The 18,251-nt window shown below is 62.2% G+C and carries 14 protein-coding genes and 1 tRNA gene; 8 read left to right on the top strand and 7 right to left on the bottom strand.

What is annotated here, in order from left to right:
• Positions 1–12: 12 nt before the first annotated feature.
• Together GFM02_RS28305 and GFM02_RS28300 are read left to right on the top strand one after the other, a co-directional pair.
• Entirely contained in the window at positions 13–888 is an 876-nt protein-coding gene (locus tag GFM02_RS28305; RefSeq protein ID WP_168323492.1) for a phosphotransferase, read from the top strand.
• Positions 889–3,339: a GcvT family protein gene (locus tag GFM02_RS28300; protein ID WP_168323491.1), complete on the top strand. Its 2,451-nt coding sequence runs from the start codon at positions 889–891 to the stop codon at positions 3,337–3,339.
• A 164-nt stretch (positions 3,340–3,503) separates the two neighbouring features.
• On the opposite strand, the gene GFM02_RS28295 is transcribed toward GFM02_RS28300, so the two are convergent.
• Both GFM02_RS28295 and uxaC read right to left on the bottom strand, forming a co-directional pair.
• Positions 3,504–4,961 (bottom strand): mannitol dehydrogenase family protein, encoded by a 1,458-nt coding sequence (locus GFM02_RS28295; RefSeq protein WP_168323490.1) that lies wholly within the window; start codon positions 4,959–4,961, stop codon positions 3,504–3,506.
• A complete protein-coding gene (uxaC, locus tag GFM02_RS28290; protein WP_168323489.1) occupies positions 4,958–6,373 on the bottom strand; it encodes a glucuronate isomerase in 1,416 nt (471 codons plus the stop codon). Before uxaC ends, GFM02_RS28295 begins: the two co-directional genes overlap by 4 nt.
• A 181-nt stretch (positions 6,374–6,554) precedes the next feature.
• Here uxaC and GFM02_RS28285 point away from each other — a divergent pair, with 181 nt between their 5' ends.
• Positions 6,555–6,764 carry a SlyX family protein gene (locus tag GFM02_RS28285; protein WP_168323488.1) on the top strand — a complete coding sequence of 70 codons (210 nt, stop codon included), beginning with the start codon at positions 6,555–6,557 and terminating at the stop codon, positions 6,762–6,764.
• 45 nt (positions 6,765–6,809) lie between these two features.
• Here the strand turns inward: GFM02_RS28285 and GFM02_RS28280 are convergent, their stop codons facing one another.
• On the bottom strand, positions 6,810–8,291 hold the full coding sequence (locus GFM02_RS28280) for an NAD-dependent succinate-semialdehyde dehydrogenase (protein ID WP_168323487.1): 1,482 nt from the start codon (positions 8,289–8,291) through the stop codon (positions 6,810–6,812).
• A gap of 66 nt (positions 8,292–8,357) precedes the next feature.
• On the bottom strand, positions 8,358–9,638 hold the full coding sequence (locus GFM02_RS28275) for a 4-aminobutyrate--2-oxoglutarate transaminase (protein WP_168323486.1): 1,281 nt from the start codon (positions 9,636–9,638) through the stop codon (positions 8,358–8,360).
• A 169-nt stretch (positions 9,639–9,807) separates the two neighbouring features.
• On the opposite strand from GFM02_RS28275, the gene GFM02_RS28270 reads away from it, so the two are divergent.
• The 3 genes from GFM02_RS28270 (at position 9,808) to GFM02_RS28260 (ending at position 13,224) form a co-directional block, all read left to right on the top strand.
• Positions 9,808–10,617 (top strand): MerR family transcriptional regulator, encoded by an 810-nt coding sequence (locus GFM02_RS28270; protein WP_168323485.1) that lies wholly within the window; start codon positions 9,808–9,810, stop codon positions 10,615–10,617.
• A 183-nt stretch (positions 10,618–10,800) separates the two neighbouring features.
• The gene (locus GFM02_RS28265) at positions 10,801–11,427 is read left to right on the top strand and encodes a ribonuclease D (protein ID WP_020052310.1); all 627 of its coding nucleotides are present in this window, start codon (positions 10,801–10,803) and stop codon (positions 11,425–11,427) included.
• Between the two features lie 231 nt (positions 11,428–11,658).
• The gene (locus GFM02_RS28260) at positions 11,659–13,224 is read left to right on the top strand and encodes a hypothetical protein (RefSeq protein ID WP_168323484.1); all 1,566 of its coding nucleotides are present in this window, start codon (positions 11,659–11,661) and stop codon (positions 13,222–13,224) included.
• A gap of 77 nt (positions 13,225–13,301) precedes the next feature.
• On the opposite strand, the gene rpsA is transcribed toward GFM02_RS28260, so the two are convergent.
• The 3 genes from rpsA to aroA form a co-directional block, all read right to left on the bottom strand.
• Complete coding sequence (gene rpsA / locus GFM02_RS28255; protein WP_168323483.1) at positions 13,302–15,005, bottom strand: 30S ribosomal protein S1; 1,704 nt, start codon at positions 15,003–15,005, stop codon at positions 13,302–13,304.
• A 176-nt stretch (positions 15,006–15,181) separates the two neighbouring features.
• A complete protein-coding gene (cmk, locus tag GFM02_RS28250; protein WP_020052312.1) occupies positions 15,182–15,829 on the bottom strand; it encodes a (d)CMP kinase in 648 nt (215 codons plus the stop codon).
• A gap of 72 nt (positions 15,830–15,901) precedes the next feature.
• A complete protein-coding gene (gene aroA, locus GFM02_RS28245; RefSeq protein WP_168323482.1) occupies positions 15,902–17,260 on the bottom strand; it encodes a 3-phosphoshikimate 1-carboxyvinyltransferase in 1,359 nt (452 codons plus the stop codon).
• Between the two features lie 276 nt (positions 17,261–17,536).
• Between aroA and GFM02_RS28240 the strand changes: the two genes are divergently transcribed.
• Both GFM02_RS28240 and GFM02_RS28235 read left to right on the top strand, forming a co-directional pair.
• Positions 17,537–17,920 carry a TIGR02300 family protein gene (locus GFM02_RS28240; protein ID WP_168323481.1) on the top strand — a complete coding sequence of 128 codons (384 nt, stop codon included), beginning with the start codon at positions 17,537–17,539 and terminating at the stop codon, positions 17,918–17,920.
• A gap of 150 nt (positions 17,921–18,070) precedes the next feature.
• Positions 18,071–18,146: transfer RNA gene (locus tag GFM02_RS28235), tRNA-Ala, on the top strand.
• Positions 18,147–18,251 lie beyond the last annotated feature (105 nt).

Genomic DNA, 18,251 nt, shown 5'->3' with positions numbered 1-18,251 from the left:
AGGGGGTTGAGCATGACGCCTGAAGATAGGATTCATGCGCTTGGCATCTGGCAGGGGCCGATCGCAATCTCGCCGATAGCAGGCGGCATCACCAATAGAAACTATCTGGTCAGCGATGCCGTCGCGCGCTGCGTGGTCAGGCTCGGCACCGATATTCCGATCCATCACATCAACAGGCAGAACGAGCTTGCTGCAAGCCGCGCGGCGCATGCCGCCGGCATATCGCCTGCCGTCATCCATCATTCGCCGGGCGTGCTGGTGCTCGAATATATCGAGGCGCGGGCGCTTTCGCCGGAGGATGTCAGGACGCCGCACATGTTCGCCCGGGTCTTGCCGCTGGTGCGCGCCTGCCATCGCGACATCGCCCGGCATTTCCGCGGCCAGGCGATGATCTTCTGGGTCTTCCACGTCATCCGCGATTACGCCGCCAATCTGAAGGCGTCGGCGAGCAGCTATCTTCCGCTGCTGCCGGGGCTCGTCGGCAGGGCTGAGACGCTGGAAGAAGCGGCAGGGCCTTTCGAGATCGCCTTCGGCCACAACGACCTGCTGGCCGCCAACTTTCTCGATGACGGCAAGCGGCTCTGGCTGATCGACTGGGACTATGCCGGCTTCAACACGCCGCTTTTCGATCTTGGCGGATTGGCCTCCAACAACGATCTCTCGCAAGCGGCCGAGCGCACGATGCTGGAGACCTATTTCGACCGGCCGCTGACCGATGATCTCAGCAAGCGCTATGCCGCGATGAAATGTGCCTCGCTGCTGCGCGAGACGCTCTGGAGCATGATTTCGGAAATTCATTCCAGCATCGATTTCGATTACGCCGGCTATACGGCCGAAAATCTTGCGCGCTTCGAGCGCGCCTATCAAGCCTTTGAACAGGACCGATAAATGACGAAGGAATTACCGAAGACGGCGAAAGCCGTGGTCATCGGCGGCGGCATCATCGGCTGCTCGACAGCCTACCATCTCGGCAAGCTCGGCTGGACCGATACCGTGTTGCTGGAGCGCAAGAAGCTTACCTCGGGCACCACCTTCCATGCCGCCGGCCTCGTCGGCCAACTGCGCACCAGCGCCAACATCACCCAGCTTCTCGGCTATTCCGTCGATCTCTACAAGCGGCTGGAGGCGGAAACGGGTCTCGGCACCGGCTGGAAGATGAATGGCGGCCTGCGCCTTGCCTGCAACGAGGAACGCTGGACCGAGGTCAGGCGCCAGGCGACCACCGCCCAGTCCTTCGGCCTCGAAATGCAATTGCTGACGCCGCAGGAAGCCTTCGACCTCTGGCCGCTGATGACGGTCGACGATCTCGTCGGCGCCGCTTTCCTTCCGACCGACGGCCAGGCCAATCCCTCCGACATCACCCAGGCGTTGGCGAAAGGCGCCCGCATGTCGGGTGTTTCGATCTTCGAGGATACCGAAGTCCTCGACCTTGAAATCGACAAGGGGAGGATCCGTGCCGTCGTCACGGCGCAAGGGCGCATCGAATGCGAGCACATCGTCGTCTGTGCCGGCCAATGGACGCGCGCCTTCGCCGCCCGCTTCGGCGTCAACGTGCCGCTGGTCTCCGTCGAGCACCAATACATCATCACCGAATCTTTCGGCGTGCCCTCCAACCTGCCGACGCTGCGCGATCCCGATCGCCTGACCTACTACAAGGAAGAGGTCGGCGGCATCGTCATGGGCGGCTACGAACCGAGCCCCATTCCCTGGGCGAAAAACGGTATCCCCGACGGTTTCCACTACACGCTGCTGGACAGCAATTTCGACCATTTCGAGCAGATCATGGAACAGGCACTTGGCCGCGTTCCGGCGCTGGAGAATGTCGGCGTCAAGCAGTTGCTGAACGGCCCGGAAAGCTTCACGCCGGATGGCAACTTTATTCTCGGCGAAGCGCCGGAGCTTAAGAATTTCTTCGTCGGCGCCGGTTTCAACGCCTTCGGCATCGCCTCGGCCGGTGGCGCCGGCATGGCGCTTGCCGAATGGGTGACGAAGGGCGAACCGCCCTATGATCTCTGGCCGGTCGATATCCGCCGTTTCGGACGTCCGCATTTCGATACCGACTGGGTGCGGACACGCACGCTCGAAGCCTATGGCAAACATTACACCATGGCCTGGCCGCTCGAGGAACATTCGAGCGGCCGCCCCTGCCGTAAATCGCCGCTCTATGACCGGCTGAAGGCGCAGGGCGCCTGTTTCGGCGAAAAGCTCGGCTGGGAGCGGCCGAACTGGTTTGCCGATCTCTTCGCCAACGAGGAGCCGAAGGATATCTATAGCTACACCAGGCAGAACTGGTTCGATGCGGTCGGTCGCGAGCATAAGGCCGTGCGTGAGGCGGCCGTCATCTTCGACCAGACGTCCTTTGCCAAATTCGTGCTGAAGGGCAGGGATGCCGAGGCAGCCTTGTCCTGGATCGCCTCCAACGATGTCGCAAGGCCGGTGGGATCGCTCATCTACACGCAGATGCTGAACGATAAGGGTGGCATCGAATGCGACGTGACGGTCGCCCGCATCGCCGAGAACGAATATTACGTCGTCACCGGTACCGGCTTCGCCACCCATGACTTCGACTGGATCGCCCGCAATATCCCGGCGGCGATGCATGCCGAGCTGGTCGATGTCACATCCGCCTATTCCGTGCTGTCGCTAATGGGACCGAATTCCCGCGCCGTGCTGGAAAAGGTGACGGGCAGCGACGTCTCGAATGCGGCCTTCCCCTTCGGCAAGGTCAGGACCATCGGCATTGCAGGCTGCCCCGTGCGGGCGCTGCGCATCACCTATGTCGGCGAGCTTGGCTACGAGCTGCATATTCCCATTGAATATGCGACCACGGTCTACGACGTGCTGATGGCATCAGGCGGCGAGCTCGGCCTCGTCAATGCCGGCTACCGCGCCATTGAGAGCTGCCGCCTGGAAAAGGGTTATCGCGCCTGGGGTTCGGATATCGGTCCCGACCATACGCCTGTTGAAGCCGGCCTCGGCTGGGCGGTGAAGATGCGGAAGAATATTCCCTTCCGCGGCCGTGAGGCGATCGAGCGGCAGCTTGCGGGCGGCGTCAAGAAGCGCCTCGCCTGCTTCATTCCCGAGGATGCCGATGCCGTGCTGCTCGGCCGTGAAACGATCTATCGCGATGGCAAGCGCGTCGGCTGGCTGTCGAGCGGCGGCTTCGGTTATACGCTGGGCAAGCCGATCGGTTACGGCTACGTCCGCAGCCCCGACGGCGTGACCGAGGATTTCGTCCTCTCCGGCACCTATGAGCTTGACGTCGCGCGGGAACGCATCCCCTGCAAGGTATCGCTGTCGCCGCTCTACGATCCCGATATGGCGCGGGTGAAGGTCTGACCATCCCGTATGGTTGAGAAGAGCCTGTAACCCCGAACTCCCTCATTCCTGTGCCCGTCACAGGAATCCAGCCACGCGCGTCGGCGCGGTGAAAGACTCTTTACGATCTTGTGGGGGAGATGCCCGGCAGGGCAGAGGGGGGTGCCATACGGCAACCCCAAGCCTCAGAACAGCGGCAGCCGGTCGTCCTGGATCAGGATCTCCAGCTTGTCAGCCACATCCTGCGTCCATGCCCGGTGGCCTGTCAAAGCCGCTGGGAAAAGTCCCGGAAGGGTGAAGAGAGCCGCTGAGATCGCCAGGCCGGTGCGCGGGATATCGGCAATGAGAGCGGCAATTTCCGCAGCCCTGGGATCGCGCAGTTCGTAGCGCTCACCGTTGCCATGCTCGCCGATCGCATAGCGCATCCACGCTGCAACGGCGATCGCATAGGTCTCCGCCCTGTCGCCATGCGCCAGCGCCTCGCTTGCCGGCTCCAGCAGCCGCTGCGGCAGTTTCTGCGTGCCGTCCATGGCGATCTGATAGGTGCGATGTGCGATCGCCTTGTTTGCAAAGCGTGCTATCAATTCGCTGGCATAGGCATCGAGATCGATGCCCGGAACCGCATCGAGCGTACGCGCGGCCGCATGCATGTGGCGGTAGGCAAGTGCTGCCAGGGCTGCATCGTCCATCACGTCGCGGATGAATTCATAGCCGCCGATGTAACCGAGATAGGCGAGCAGCGAATGGGCGCCGTTCAGCATCCGCAGCTTCATTTTTTCGTAGGCCGAGACTTCCTCGACCATCAGCGCGCCGCGGACCTTTTCCCAGGCCGGCCGGCCATTGGCGAAATGATCTTCTATGACCCATTGCGTAAAAGGCTCTGTCTCGACCGCCGCCATGTCGGTGCGGCCGGTGAGCCGCTCGGCATCGGCATAGGTCGCTTCGGTGCTTGCCGGCGTGATGCGGTCGACCATCGTCGAAGGGAAGGGCACATTCGCTTCGATCCAGCGATGCAGGTCGGGATCGATGCGGGAGGTGAATTCGAGCACGAGGCGTTTCAGAACGGCGCCGTTGCTCGGCAGGTTGTCGCAGCTGAGCGGCGTAAAGGGCGCGATCCCCTTCTGCCGGCGGCGCGCAAGGCCTTCGACGAGGTAACCGATAACGCCGCGCGGCGCATGCCGGCTGGCGAGATCGGCGACGATATCGGGGTGCTTCAGATCGAGGCCGCCGGTTGCCGGATCGAAACCATAGGCCTTTTCCGTCACCGTCATGCTGACGATGCGGATAGCGGGATCTTCGAGCCGCGCCAGCAGGCCGGCCGGATCGCGCGGCGCCACATGCGCCTTCAGGATCGAACCGATCACCTCAGCCGTCGTGCCCGAGCTGTCGCGGATCAGCGTCGTATAAAGCCCGTTCTGAGCGCTCAGGTGATCGGCGACATCGGCCGTTCGCAGGCTTGCCACCTCGATGCCCCAGTCTCCGCCCTCTGCGGCAAGTGCGGCATCGGTAAACGGCGCGAAATGCGCGCGGAAGAAGGCGCCCGGCCCAAGATGCAGGATGCCGCTTTTCAGCTGGTTGCGGTCATAGGCGGGAAGCTTCGCCGTCGAGGCGAGGCCTGAAAGGGTCTGCAGTCGTTCGGTCACAGCTTGTAAGCCTTCTTTGCATTGCCATAGGAGAGCTCGCCTGCGACGATCTCGGCTTCCCGCTTGGAAAGCCGGTGCTCGGCGGCGAGCTGGGCAAGGAAGCGGCAGACTTCGCGGCGCCAGACGTCATGCCGGGCCGGGATCGAAAGCAGCGCGCGCGTATCGTCGTTGAAACCCGCCATATTGGCAAAACCCGCCGTCTCGACGACTTGGTCGAGGTAACGGCGGATGCCGAGCGGGCTGTCGTGGAACCACCAGGGCGGGCCGATCATCAGGCAGGGCCAATGGCCAGCCATCGGCGCCAGCTCGCGTGCATAGGTCGTCTCGTCGAGCGTGAAGAGCAGCACACGCAAACCCGGTGCGTGGCCATATTTTGATAGCAGCGCATTCAAGCCGCCGACCCAGTCCGTGCGTGTCGGGATATCGGCGCCCATATTGGGGCCTCGGGTCGAGAAAAGCCCACGGTCGGTATTGCGTCTGGAACCGGCATGGATCTGCATGACCATGCCGTCTTCGGCCGAAAGCCCGGCCATCTCGGTCATCATCTGGCCGCGGAAGAGCTCGGCTTCCTCAGGCGAAAGCGGACCCTTCAGCGCCTTGGCGAGCAGCGCTTGTTTTTCCGCAAGCGGCAGGTCTGATGTAAAGGCGGTGGGCACGCCGTGATCGGTCGCGGTGGCGCCGAACTGGCGGAAATAAGCGCGCCGGCGCCGATGCGCCTCGATCAGGCCGTCCCAGCGCGTGACCTCAGTGCCGGTGATCTCTCCGAACTTGACGAGATTGTCGCGGAAGCCGACGGCATCGGGATCGGTGACGCTGTCCGGCCTGTAGGTGGTGCGCACCTTGCCGATCCAGCCGTCGGCCGCCATCTTCTGGTGATGTGCCAGAGGGTCGAGCGCCCCATCCGTTGTTGCGATCGTTTCGATGCCGAATCGCTGATGCAGCGCCCGCGGGCGGAATTCGGGAAGGGCAAGCTGGGAATTGATATGGTCGTAGAGCGCATCGGCATTATCAGCCGTCAGCGGCTCGGTGCAGCCGAGCACGGCCGAGATGGCGTGGTCGACCCAGAGGCTCGAAGGCGTTCCGCGGAAAAGGTGGTAGTGCGCGGCAAAGGTCCGCCAGATCGTCCGTCCCTCAGCCACCGGTTTGCCGTCGAGCCGCGGCACGCCGAGCTCGTCCAAGGTGACGCCGACGCTGTGCAGCATGCGGAAGAGATAGTGATCGGGAATGACCAGCAGCGAGGCCGCATCTTCGAAGGGTTTGTCGTCGGCGAACCAGGAGGGTTCGGTATGCCCGTGCGGGCTGACGATCGGAAGATTGCGCACCGTCTCGTAGAGGTCTCGCGCGATGGTCCGTGTTGCCGGATCAGCCGGAAAAAGCCGGTCCGGATGAAGAAAGCCGTTTCCTGCATCCATCAGTATTCCTCCCAGATGGACAACTGGCCTACCCCACAACATCAGGCACGGCAAGGTCTTTTAGTAACCAAACGGTACAGTTTTGCGCGTGGCCGCGCCGGGCATGGAAAGCATTGACGAGGTGGCCTATTTCCGCTTTGGGAGAACCATCTGTTCTGCCGGTTTCGGCAAAGGAGGATCGATGTCCGACGAGACGAGCCGCATCACCCAACTGGAAGAAATGCTGGCCCACCAGGCAAAGACGATCGAAGAGCTTTCCGATCAGCTCGCCGAGCAATGGAAGACCGTCGAGCAGCTGCGCACCAAGCTCGACCGGCTGGCCGAACGCTTCCTGTCGCTGGAGGAGCAGTCGCTGGACGCGCCAGCGATCACCCGCCCGCCGCATTATTGACGACACGCGGCGCAATGCCGCGTGCCCTCTCATTAGGATGATGAATCAGACGCCGCCGATGCAGAGATATTTCATTTCCAGATAGTCGTCGGCACCGTGCCGCGAGCCTTCGCGGCCGAGGCCGGATTGCTTGATGCCGCCGAAGGGCGCCGTCTCGGATGACATCAGGCCGGTATTGATGCCGATCATGCCGTATTCCAGCGCTTCCGCCACCCGCCAGACCTTCTTCAGGTCGCCAGCAAAGAAATAGGCGGCAAGACCGAATTCCGTATCATTGGCTTGGGCAATGACATCTTCGACCGTCTCGAAGCGAAAGAGCGGCGCCACCGGCCCGAAGGTTTCCTCGCGCGCCACCTTCATGCCGCGCGCAACGCCGGTCAGCACCGTCGGTGTGAAGAAGGTGCCGGCGCCGTCGATGCGCTTGCCGCCGGTCAGCACCTTGGCGCCCTTGGCAAGCGCGTCGCTGACATGGTCTTCCACCTTGGCAAGGCCCTGTTCATCGATCAGCGGCCCGATCACGACACCCGGCTTGAAGCCGTCGCCGACCGACATCTCGGCGACCTTGGCGGCAAGCTTGGCGGCAAAGGCGTCATAGACGTTCGACTGGATGTAGAGGCGGTTGGCGCAGACGCAAGTCTGGCCGGCATTGCGGTATTTCGAGGCGATCGCGCCTTCGACGGCACCGTCCAGATCGGCATCGTCGAAGACGATGAAGGGCGCGTTGCCGCCGAGCTCCAGGCTCACCTTCTTGATCTGGTCGGCGCATTGCCGCATCAGGATACGGCCGACCTCGGTCGAGCCGGTGAAGCTGATCTTGCGCACCTTTTCATTGCCGCAGAGCTCGCGACCGATTGCCGGACCGTCGACCCCGACGATGACGTTGAAGACGCCGGACGGAATGCCTGCCTGCTCGGCGAGCACGGCAAGCGCGATCGCCGTCAGCGGCGTCTGTTCGGCGGGCTTCGAGACCACGGTGCAGCCGACGGCAAGCGCCGGGGCGATCTTGCGGGTGATCATCGCTGCCGGGAAATTCCACGGCGTGATCGTTCCGACGACGCCGACCGGCTGCCGGATGACGATCATCCGTTTATCGTCGGAAGGCGCGGGGATCGTCTCGCCATAGATGCGTTTGGCCTCTTCCGCATACCATTCGATATAGGCCGCGGCATAAAGGATCTCGCCGCGTGCTTCCGGGAACGGCTTGCCCATTTCGGCGGTCAGGATCGCGGCGAGTTCATCGGCATTGGCGACGATCAGGTCGAACCATTTACGCAGGATCGCGCTGCGCTCCTTGGCCGGACGGGCCGCCCAACCCGGCTGGGCGGCATGGGCCGCATCGATCGCCGCCCGCGTCTCCGCCGCACCCATACCGGGCAGCGAGGCGAGCAGCTCGCCGGTTGCCGGGTTCAGCACGTCGAAAGTCTTTGTGGCATCGCCTGATGTCCAGACGCCGTCGATATAGCCGGCATCACGCAGCAAGGGCGAGGAGAAGGGAACGTGCTTGGTCAGTGCGCTGGTGAAAGCCATGTCATATCCTCCTTGGGAGTGCGGCTGCCGGTTGCCGGCAGCCATTGAAATCAGGTTCGGGTGCGATCACTTGGCCGCGCTTGCTTCGAGCATCGAAGCTTCGAGGATATCGAGGGCTTCGCCGAGGATCTCGTCCTGGATGGTGATCGGTGCAAGAAAGCGGATGACGTTTCCATGGACGCCGCAGGTGAGCAGGATCAGGCCCTTGTCGAGCGCGATCAGACGCACCTGGTTGGCGAATTCCGCGCTCGGCAGTCCCGTCGTCCGGTCGTTGAATTCGACGGCGTTCATGAAGCCCGGTCCGCGGATATCGACGATCTCGGGCACCGTCTCGCGCAATGATTCCAGCCGCTGCTTCAGCCGTCCGCCAAGCTGGTTGGCGCGGTTGCAGAGATCTTCGTCGACAATGACGTCGAGCACGGCATGGGCGGCCGCGATCCCGAGCGGATTGCCGCCATAGGTGCCGCCGAGCCCGCCCGGTCCCGGCGCATCCATGATTTCGGCGCGGCCGGTGACGGCGGCGAGCGGAAAGCCGCCGGCCAGGCTCTTTGCCATCGTCGTCAGGTCGGGCACCACCTCGTGATGATCCATCGCGAACATCCGGCCGGTCCGGGCAAAACCGGTCTGCACCTCGTCGGCGATCAGCAGAATGCCGTGCTGGTCGCAGAGCTCGCGCAGCGCCTTCATGAAGGCGGCAGGTGCGGAGTAGAAGCCGCCTTCGCCTTGCACCGGCTCGATGATGATGGCTGCGACGCGCTGCGGATCGACATCGGCGGCGAAGAGCTTCTTCAGCGCCGCCAGCGACTGATCGGCGGTGACGCCGTGCAGCTCGACCGGGAAGGGAATATGGAACACGTCGCCGGGCATCGCGCCGAAGCCGACCTTGTAGGGCACGACCTTGCCGGTCAGCGCCATGCCCATGAAGGTGCGGCCATGGAAGCCGCCGCCAAAGGCGATGACGGCCGAGCGGCCGGTTGCGGCACGCGCGATCTTGACGGCGTTCTCGACCGCTTCGGCGCCCGTCGTGACGAAGATCGTCTTCTTCTCGAAATCGCCAGGCAGCAGCGCGTTCAGCCGTTCGGCAAGGTGCACGTAGCTTTCATAGGGCACCACCTGATGGCAGGTATGGGTGAAGCGGTCGAGCTGATCCTTGACCGCTGCGATGACCCGGGGATGGCGGTGGCCGGTATTGAGAACGGCGATGCCGGCGGCGAAATCGATGTAACGGCGGCCCTCCTTGTCCCAGATCTCCGCATTCTCTGCGCGATCGGCATAGATCTGCGTGGTCATGCCGACGCCGCGTGAAATAGCGGCGTTCTTCCGGTCGGTAAGGCTTGTCGCGTTCATCGATGGCTCCTGCGTTGAAAGGGGTTTGAAAGCTATCTTGCATAATTTCTGCAAGGCGTATATAAAACACCTACATTTTTCCTGCAAGAAAACAAGCGGCATTTTTTGCTTCAAACATCACGTTTTTTGATGAAAGCTCTGGGGCGATTGGAATCAGGGATATTGGCGGATGAACGATAACGGGCCTGTGCGCTACAAGGTGGCGGAAGCCGCGCGGCTGGCGGGCGTTTCGGCCTCGACGCTGCGCCTCTGGGAAAGCCAGGGCCTGGTGGTTCCCGGTCGTTCCGAAACCGGCCATCGGCAATACAGCGCCGACGATGTGGCGCGGCTGAAGCGCATCTCCTGGTATCGTGTCGAGCGCGGGCTCAATCCCGCGGCAATCCGCGAGGCGTTGGAGAGCGAGGAACCTTCCGCCAATGGCGCCGAGGCAAGTCAGGATACCGGCCTCGGCCGTAAGCTGCGCAGCCTGCGCCATGCGAGCGGCAAGACGCTCGATCAGGTGGCCGGCAACATCGGCGTCACCTCGTCGACGCTCTCGACACTGGAGCGCACCTCGCAGGGCGTCAGCTTCAAGACGCTGCACGATCTGGCAGAGTATTACGGCACCACCGTCTCGCGCCTCTCAGGTGAGGAAAGCGGGGAGGTGCCGGCGCTGGTGCGCGCCGGTGAATGTCGCGCCTGGCCGGAAACGACGCCGGGTGTCACCGTACAGCTCCTCGCCGAAGGCCGCCGGATGATGGATTGCCATCGTTTCGTGTTGGCGCCGGGTGCTGCCAGCGAGGGCGCCTATCGCCACGAGGGCGAGGAATTCATGCATGTTCTGTCCGGCCGGCTCGAACTGGTGCTCGACGGCGATCAGTTCTTCGATCTCGGCCCCGGCGATTCACTTTATTTCGAAAGCCGCCGCGATCATTCCTGGCGCAACCGCCACGATGGCGAAACCGTGCTTCTTTGGATCAACACGCCGCCGACATTCTGAACTGCAGCGCATCGGCCCGAAAATCGGATTCGATTTCCGGAAAGCGCGATGCGGAGATTGAAAAAGGTAGAGCGTCCTTGTGCATCCAGAGGACACATGGCGCTCTACCGCAGCAAAGCGGTTTCGCACTCTGCGCCTTTGCGCTATAGCCCAAAGAGATGCATTCGTACGAAAGACAGTCTCATGGCGGCCACCATACGTTACCACGAAGGCGATATTTCCGCGGCCGATGCCGCTCGCTACACCGGCGCGATTGCGATCGACACCGAAACGCTTGGCCTAGTGCCGCGCCGTGACCGGCTCTGCGTCGTCCAGCTTTCGCCGGGTAACGGCACCGCCGATATCATCCGTATCGCCGCCGGTCAGAAAGAGGCGCCCAATCTCGTCGCCCTGCTTGAAGACCCCACCCATCAGAAGATCTTTCACTACGGCCGCTTCGATATTGCCGTGCTCTTCCATACCTTCGGCGTCACGACGACCCCGGTCTTCTGCACCAAGATCGCCTCGCGCCTGATCCGGACCTATACGGATCGCCACGGCCTCAAGGACAATCTCAAGGAGATGCTCGACGTCGATGTCTCCAAGGCGCAGCAATCCTCCGATTGGGCAGCCGAGACGCTGTCCCCGGCCCAGCTCGAATATGCCGCCTCCGACGTGCTTTATCTGCATGCGTTGCGCGACAAGCTGACGGAGCGGCTGATCCGCGACGGCCGTTACGATCATGCGACGGCCTGCTTCGAATTCCTGCCGACCCGCGCCAAGCTCGATCTGCTCGGCTGGGAAGAGGCGGATATCTTCGCCCATAGCTGAGCGAATTGCTTTCATTCTGCGTTTGCCAATAGCCGTACGGCAGGCTTGCCGGCGGCCGTTAGCGATTCATTAACGCTTGTTCATTAATATTCCTGTTAATTTTTATGCATTTCGATGGCGCCGGAACTGCGTCATGCGGACAGGAGGATCTGCTGGGATGCAAGGGGACCGGATGAGCGCGGTCCTTTTCTAGAGCCTGCTTTCATCGTTACTTTACGAAAGGAGCATGCCATGTTGACTCCCGTTCGTGCAGCGTCCAATGCAAGCTTTTCGTCCCAGGGTCAGACAGCGGCGATCGTCGCCAGTGGTCTCGGCCGCTCGGTGATTGCCCCTGCGCCTGTCAACGCCGTCGAAGCCGCAGACCTCAATTCCGCCATTGCCGGCAAGCTCAATATTCTGCTCCTTGCAGCGCGCGAGCGCATGGTCGAAGCCCTTTTCGATGTCATCGATGCGGCAGGCCGCGCGATTTCGCTCGATCGTGGAGATGATGAGAGCAATCTTGCCTTCGCCTCCCGGCTTGCCGATGCGATCCGGCGGCTGCCGGCCGCGAGAATCGACGAGGTCGAGCGCCAGCTGACCGCGCAAGGCCACGGTCTGCCGCTGCGGACCATTGCCGAAGCTCTGAAAAACCCGACAGGCCCGGAAGCCGCCCGCATCGTCGCCTATCTGGAAATCGTTCGCTACAAGGATCGCGATCTCGCCGCCCGCGCCGTTATGCGCTCCTATCGCCAGAACGACGCTTCGCCGATGCGCGCCGAAGCCCGCCCGGAAATCCAGCTGCATGAGGACAACAGGCCGGCTGCCGCCACGCGCCAGCTGGCGGAAAAGGTGCCGGTATTGGTCGCTCCGCTGACCGAGGCTGCAGCGCTCGTGACTGCCGAAGAGCCGCTTATCGCCGAAACTGTCGAGGCCGCCGATCCGGAAACGCCACAGCCTGAAGAAGCCTCGGTCCAGCCTGCCCCGGTGGCGGCAGCGGAAGTCGCCGCGGAAGAATCCCTGCCGCAGGAGATCGAAGCCCAACAATTACTGTCAACGGATCTGGACAAAATCGAGGATACGCAGGAGGCGGTGGAGCAATCGGCCGTTCAGCCCCGTATAGCGTCCGACAAGGCCGATCCCGTCATTCCCAGGAACTGGGCAGGGATCGTCGCCTCCATGACCGAAGAAGCCTCGGAGATGATCGCCACCCTCATCCGCGAGCAGGAAATCGAAACCGTGCTGGAGGATGTTCCCGTCGAGGCGGCGGTGGAAATCGATACGATCCTCGATGAGGCCGTCATCAGCGAGGCGACCGGGAGCTTGACCAAGCAGCCGGTGGAACTTGCCGTGCCGGACGTCCGCCAGACCGCAGCGCTCCGCCCGTCGCAGCCGGGTATCCCGCCCTTGGTTGTCGAGACCCGCCAGCCGAGGGAAGTCTCCGCACAAGCGGAAATGATGCCGCTCCCGGCGACGATCGAATCCCCCTATGTGCCGCTGGTGGCAAGAATGCCGGAGGGACTTGCCTACACCCAGCTGCCCTATCAGTTCGCCAAGGATATCCTGTCGAACGAAAAGGCAGGCGAAACCCACCACCAGCACCAGCACCATCGCGACGGCGCCCCACGGGATCAGAACCAGGACGAGCAGCAGGCGCAGCCCGGCGGCGAGGATGCCGAGCCCGACGGCGAAGAGACCGACGCAGCACCCGCGCGGAGGACCCCGAGGATGATCGATGCCGAACCGGTGGCTCATCAGCCGGCAGGCGCGGCCGCCGATCCGGTCTATGCTCTCTATCAGCGCATGGTCGGCTGGGAATAGCTTTTTTTAAAGCCTGAAAATGAAGAACCCGCCGGAGCGATCCGGCGGGTTCTTCAATTCAAAGGCGGATGCGAGGCTTATTCGCCGCCGCGGTTCTTCAGGGCTGCGCCGAGAATGTCGCCGAGCGAAGCGCCGCTGTCGGACGAACCGAACTGGGCGACGGCTTCCTTCTCTTCCGCAATCTCCAGAGCCTTGATGGACAGCATGATCTTGCGGTCCTTCTTGGAGAAGTTGGTAACGCGGGCGTCGAACACCTGGCCGACCGAGAAGCGCTCGGGGCGCTGCTCGTCGCGGTCGCGGGCGAGGTCGGCACGGCGGATGAAGGAAGTGATGTCCTCGTGGTTGACGAGCTTCACTTCGACACCGCCGTCGTTGACCGCGACGACTTCGCAGGAAACGACTGCATTCTTGCGCAGGTCGCCAGAAGCAGCGGCGTCGCCGACTGCATCCTTGCCGAGCTGCTTGATGCCGAGCGAGATGCGCTCCTTCTCGACGTCGACGTCGAGAACGACCGCCTTGACGACGTCACCCTTGTTGAACTCCTCGATGACCTGTTCGCCCGGACGGTTCCAGTCGAGGTCGGAGAGGTGCACCATGCCGTCGACATCGCCGTCGAGGCCGATGAACAGGCCGAATTCGGTCTTGTTCTTGACTTCGCCTTCGACTTCAGTGCCGGCCGGATGGCTGCGGGCGAATGCTGCCCACGGATTTTCCAGCGTCTGCTTGAGGCCGAGCGAGATACGACGCTTGGACGGATCGACTTCGAGAACGACGACTTCGACTTCCTGGCTCGTGGACAGGATCTTGCCGGGGTGAACGTTCTTCTTGGTCCAGGACATTTCCGAGATGTGGATCAGGCCTTCGATGCCCGGCTCCAGCTCGACGAATGCACCGTAGTCGGTGATATTCGTAACGGTACCGGAAATCTTCTTGCCTTCGGGATACTTGGCCTGGATGCCATCCCACGGATCGCTCTCGAGCTGCTTCATGCCGAGCGAGATACGGTGGGTTTCCTGGTTGATGCGGATGATCTGAACCTTGACCTGCTGGCCGATGTTCAGGATTTCCGACGGATGGTTCACACGGCGCCATGCCATGTCGGTGACGTGCAGCAGGCCGTCGATGCCGCCGAGGTCAACGAACGCACCGTAATCGGTGATGTTCTTGACGACGCCGTCGACAACCTGGCCTTCTTCGAGGTTCTGAACGATTTCAGAACGCTGCTCGGCACGGGATTCTTCCAGAACCGTACGGCGCGAAACCACGATATTGCCGCGGCGCTTGTCCATCTTGAGGATTTCGAAGGGCTGCGGGTTGTGCATCAGGGGGGTCACGTCGCGGATCGGACGAATGTCGACCTGAGAACGCGGCAGGAAGGCGATCGCACCGTCGAGGTCGACCGTGAAGCCGCCCTTGACCTGGTTGAAGATCACGCCTTCGACGCGCTCGCCAGCTTCGAACTTGGCTTCGAGCTTGACCCAGCTTTCTTCGCGGCGAGCCTTCTCGCGCGACAGAACGGCTTCGCCAAGCGCGTTTTCGATGCGCTCGACGTAAACTTCGACTTCGTCGCCGACCTTCAACAGGCCGTCCTTGGCGCGCGCGCCGAATTCCTTGAGCGCGATGCGGCCTTCAACCTTCAGGCCGACGTCGACAACGGCGACGTCCTTCTCGATGCCCGTGACGATGCCCTTGGTGACGTAGCCTTCGGCCAGGTCGTTCTTGGCAAAGGACTCTTCGAGAAGAGCCGCGAAATCCTCGCGGGAGGGGGTAGCTACTGACATAAAATCTCCTGCGTGTCCTGAAACGGAAGCGGACACGTATGCGCCGGTTGGTTTGCGTTGAACGGGCCTGAACCCAGTCCGCCCTCTCTTACGAAGGCAATCCGGCGCTTGGACGGAATTTCAGGCTTGCTATATTAGAAGCGATCCATGCTCAGAGCACGCAAAATCGCTTGAATTTAGGCATTTCGGCTCAAGACCGCATCGATGATCGATTGAGCAGCTTGAAACGCGGCCTCTATACTCATTTCCGACGTATCAAGCAAGTGCGCATCATCAGCTGGTTTCAAAGGGCTGTCGGCCCGTCCCATGTCGCGTTCGTCGCGCCGCTTGACGTCCTCGAAGATCGCATCGAAATCCGCCGTCAGGCCTTTGCCGAGGATCTCGTCATAACGGCGTCTTGCGCGGACTTCCGGCGACGCCGTCACATAGAGCTTCACCGGTGCATCCGGGCAGACGACCGTGCCGATATCGCGCCCATCGAGCACCGTTCCCGGCGCTTTCGTCGAAAACCGTCGCTGCGCCTCGACCAGCGCCCGGCGCACCGCCGGCATGACGGCAATCTTCGAGGCGGCTTCGCCGATCTCATGTTTGGAAAGTATATCGCGATCCAATCCGGCGAGTTCAACCTCTCTCGCGATCTTTTCCGCCACCGCCTCGTCGTCGAGCGGCAGGCCGGCATCGAGCAGTGCCTTGGCCGTGGCGCGATAGGTCAGGCCGGTATCGAGATGGTGATATCCGTAGCGCTCTGCGATGAGGCGCGAGAGCGTCCCCTTGCCGGCTGCCGCCGGGCCATCGATGGCGATGGTGAAGGTCTCGTTCGTCATACGATCAATCCTGCGGCAGCGCACCGAAACGGCGAATGAGTTTGTCTTCGCGGAAATGCGGCAGCTGGCAGATCATTCCGCCACCAACTCGATCTTCGCTCCAAGGCCGGTCATCAGCTGCATGAATTCCGGAAAGCTGGTCGCGATCATCGCCGCATCGTCGATCGTCACAGCATGCTCCGAGGCAAGCCCCAGGACAAGGAAACTCATGGCGATGCGATGGTCGAGATGCGTCCGGACTTTACCGCCGGCAGCGTTGCCGAGGCCCTTGCCGTCTGGCCGGCCGCGCACGATGAGAAAATCCTCGCCCTCGTCGCAGTCGGCGCCATTCAGCTTCAGCCCGTCGGCGACGGCGGAAAGACGGTCGGATTCCTTGACGCGCAGTTCCTCCAGCCCCTTCATGACCGTCGCGCCCTCGGCGAAACAGGCAGCGACGGCGAGGATAGGATATTCGTCGATCATCGACGGCGCCCGTTCTTCGGGAACGGTGACGCCCTTGAGCTCGGAATGGCGCACGCGCAGATCCGCCACGTCCTCGCCGCCGGCAAGACGTGCATTCACCACCTCGATATCGGCCCCCATCTCCTGCAGCGTCAGGATCAGCCCGGTGCGGGTCGGGTTCATCAGCACGTTGACGATGGTGATGTCGGAGCCGGGGACAAGCAGCGCCGCAACCAGCGGGAAGGCGGTGGAGGAGGGATCGCCCGGAATGTCGATCACCTGGCCCTTAAGCTTGCCACGGCCTTCGAGCCGGATCGTGCGGACGCCATCCCCGTCCGTCTCGACGGAAAGGGCGGCGCCAAAACCCTGCAGCATCTTTTCGGTATGGTCGCGCGTCATCACCGGCTCGATGACCGTGGTGACACCCGGCGTATTGAGACCGGCAAGCAGCACGGCCGATTTCACCTGGGCGGATGCCATCGGCACCCGATAGCGGATCGGGCTCGGCGTTCCCGGGCCTCTGAGCGTCACCGGTATCCTGTCGCCTTCGGATGCGCTGACCTGCACGCCCATTTCGCGCAGCGGAGCGAGCACACGGACCATCGGCCGTTTCGAAAGCGAGGCGTCGCCGATGAAGGTGGAGCGAAAATCGTAGGTGCCGACGAGGCCCATTGTCAGCCGCACGCCGGTGCCCGCATTGCCGAAGTCGAGCGGCGCGTCGGGCGCGAGCAGCGCACCGTTGCCGGTGCCGTCGATCACCCACTGCGCGCCATCCTTGCGAATTCGGGCGCCCATCGCCTGCATTGCCCGGCCGGTATTGATCACGTCTTCGCCTTCGAGCAGGCCGGTGATCCGCGTTTCGCCAGAGGCGAGCCCGCCGAACATGAAGGAACGATGCGAGATCGACTTGTCGCCCGGAATGCGGACGCTGCCACTGAGACTGGCGGATTTGCGGGCGGTGGCGGGCCTGGACGCAGAGCCGTGCAGCATGGCGTAATCCTTTGCAAACGCAGTCTATTTTTGCCGCAAGACAGGCTTGGCCGGTCGCAATTCCCGCCCGCTTCTGCAGCTGTTGCGGCTCGTTAACATAAACGCGCCGGGCGGTCATCCGTCGGCTTGCCAAAAACCCGGCGCTCCGATCGCAAAGTTTGGCTTTGACATGGGAAGCCACAGCGATTAAGGGGACCGGCTTATAAATTCCGATGGAACGCCGGCTTGAACGGCATCTGCCGAATCTCATATTCGGCTATTCACACGAGGCTTATAGTGGCGAAAGCGGAACTTGGAACCAAGCGTACCGATCCGGAAACCGGCAAGAAGTTTTATGATCTGAACCGGGATCCGATCGTCTCTCCTTATACCGGCAAGTCCTACCCTCTGTCCTTCTTCGAAGAAACCTCGGCGATCGCCGACGTTGCCGAGGAAGAGGAGGTCGCGGAAGTCGATACTGAAAACACCGAAGTCGAACTGGTTTCGCTGGAAGATGCCGATGATGCCGCCTCTGGCGACGACATCCCCGATATCGGCGACGACGATGTCGAAATCGAAGGCGATGACGACGACGATACCTTCCTCACCCCCGACGAAGATGACGATGATGACGACATGAGCGATATCATCGGCGTGACCGGCGACGACGACGAAGTCTGAGACCGCATTTCGGCCCGGCGAGGAAAAAATTCTCCGGGCCAGATTTTTTAGGCTTGCTATCTCCGGAATCCGGAAGTAATAAGCCGCCACTCCGCAGGGCACGTGCCTTACGAGTATCCCAGGACCGGCCATGAGCCGGACCACCTTGATGGGGCTATAGCTCAGCTGGGAGAGCGCTTGCATGGCATGCAAGAGGTCAGCGGTTCGATCCCGCTTAGCTCCACCAAATTTCCTCGGGTACGCTGTTGTTCATTGAAATCAATGGGATATGGCAACCCATGAGTCGGCCTAAGTACCCAAGAAAGTACCCACGGGAAGTACCCACCGCCGT

This window comes from Rhizobium leguminosarum bv. viciae (assembly GCF_012276115.1).
Taxonomy (GTDB): domain Bacteria; phylum Pseudomonadota; class Alphaproteobacteria; order Rhizobiales; family Rhizobiaceae; genus Rhizobium; species Rhizobium leguminosarum_T.
The sequence above is the reverse complement of the archived record's forward strand: the minus strand, read 5'-3'. Positions and strand labels throughout refer to the sequence as shown.

What these genes read in the sequence shown, in the direction of transcription:
- GFM02_RS28305 (WP_168323492.1), top strand. Translation starts at nt 13, where the DNA reads ATGACGCCTGAAGATAGGATTCATGCGCTTGGCATCTGGCAGGGGCCG.
- GFM02_RS28300 (WP_168323491.1), top strand. Translation starts at nt 889, where the DNA reads ATGACGAAGGAATTACCGAAGACGGCGAAAGCCGTGGTCATCGGCGGC.
- uxaC (WP_168323489.1), bottom strand. Translation starts at nt 6,373, where the DNA reads ATGGATGCAGGAAACGGCTTTCTTCATCCGGACCGGCTTTTTCCGGCT.
- GFM02_RS28285 (WP_168323488.1), top strand. Translation starts at nt 6,555, where the DNA reads ATGTCCGACGAGACGAGCCGCATCACCCAACTGGAAGAAATGCTGGCC.
- GFM02_RS28280 (WP_168323487.1), bottom strand. Translation starts at nt 8,291, where the DNA reads ATGGCTTTCACCAGCGCACTGACCAAGCACGTTCCCTTCTCCTCGCCC.
- GFM02_RS28275 (WP_168323486.1), bottom strand. Translation starts at nt 9,638, where the DNA reads ATGAACGCGACAAGCCTTACCGACCGGAAGAACGCCGCTATTTCACGC.
- GFM02_RS28270 (WP_168323485.1), top strand. Translation starts at nt 9,808, where the DNA reads ATGAACGATAACGGGCCTGTGCGCTACAAGGTGGCGGAAGCCGCGCGG.
- GFM02_RS28265 (WP_020052310.1), top strand. Translation starts at nt 10,801, where the DNA reads ATGGCGGCCACCATACGTTACCACGAAGGCGATATTTCCGCGGCCGAT.
- GFM02_RS28260 (WP_168323484.1), top strand. Translation starts at nt 11,659, where the DNA reads ATGTTGACTCCCGTTCGTGCAGCGTCCAATGCAAGCTTTTCGTCCCAG.
- rpsA (WP_168323483.1), bottom strand. Translation starts at nt 15,005, where the DNA reads ATGTCAGTAGCTACCCCCTCCCGCGAGGATTTCGCGGCTCTTCTCGAA.
- cmk (WP_020052312.1), bottom strand. Translation starts at nt 15,829, where the DNA reads ATGACGAACGAGACCTTCACCATCGCCATCGATGGCCCGGCGGCAGCC.
- aroA (WP_168323482.1), bottom strand. Translation starts at nt 17,260, where the DNA reads ATGCTGCACGGCTCTGCGTCCAGGCCCGCCACCGCCCGCAAATCCGCC.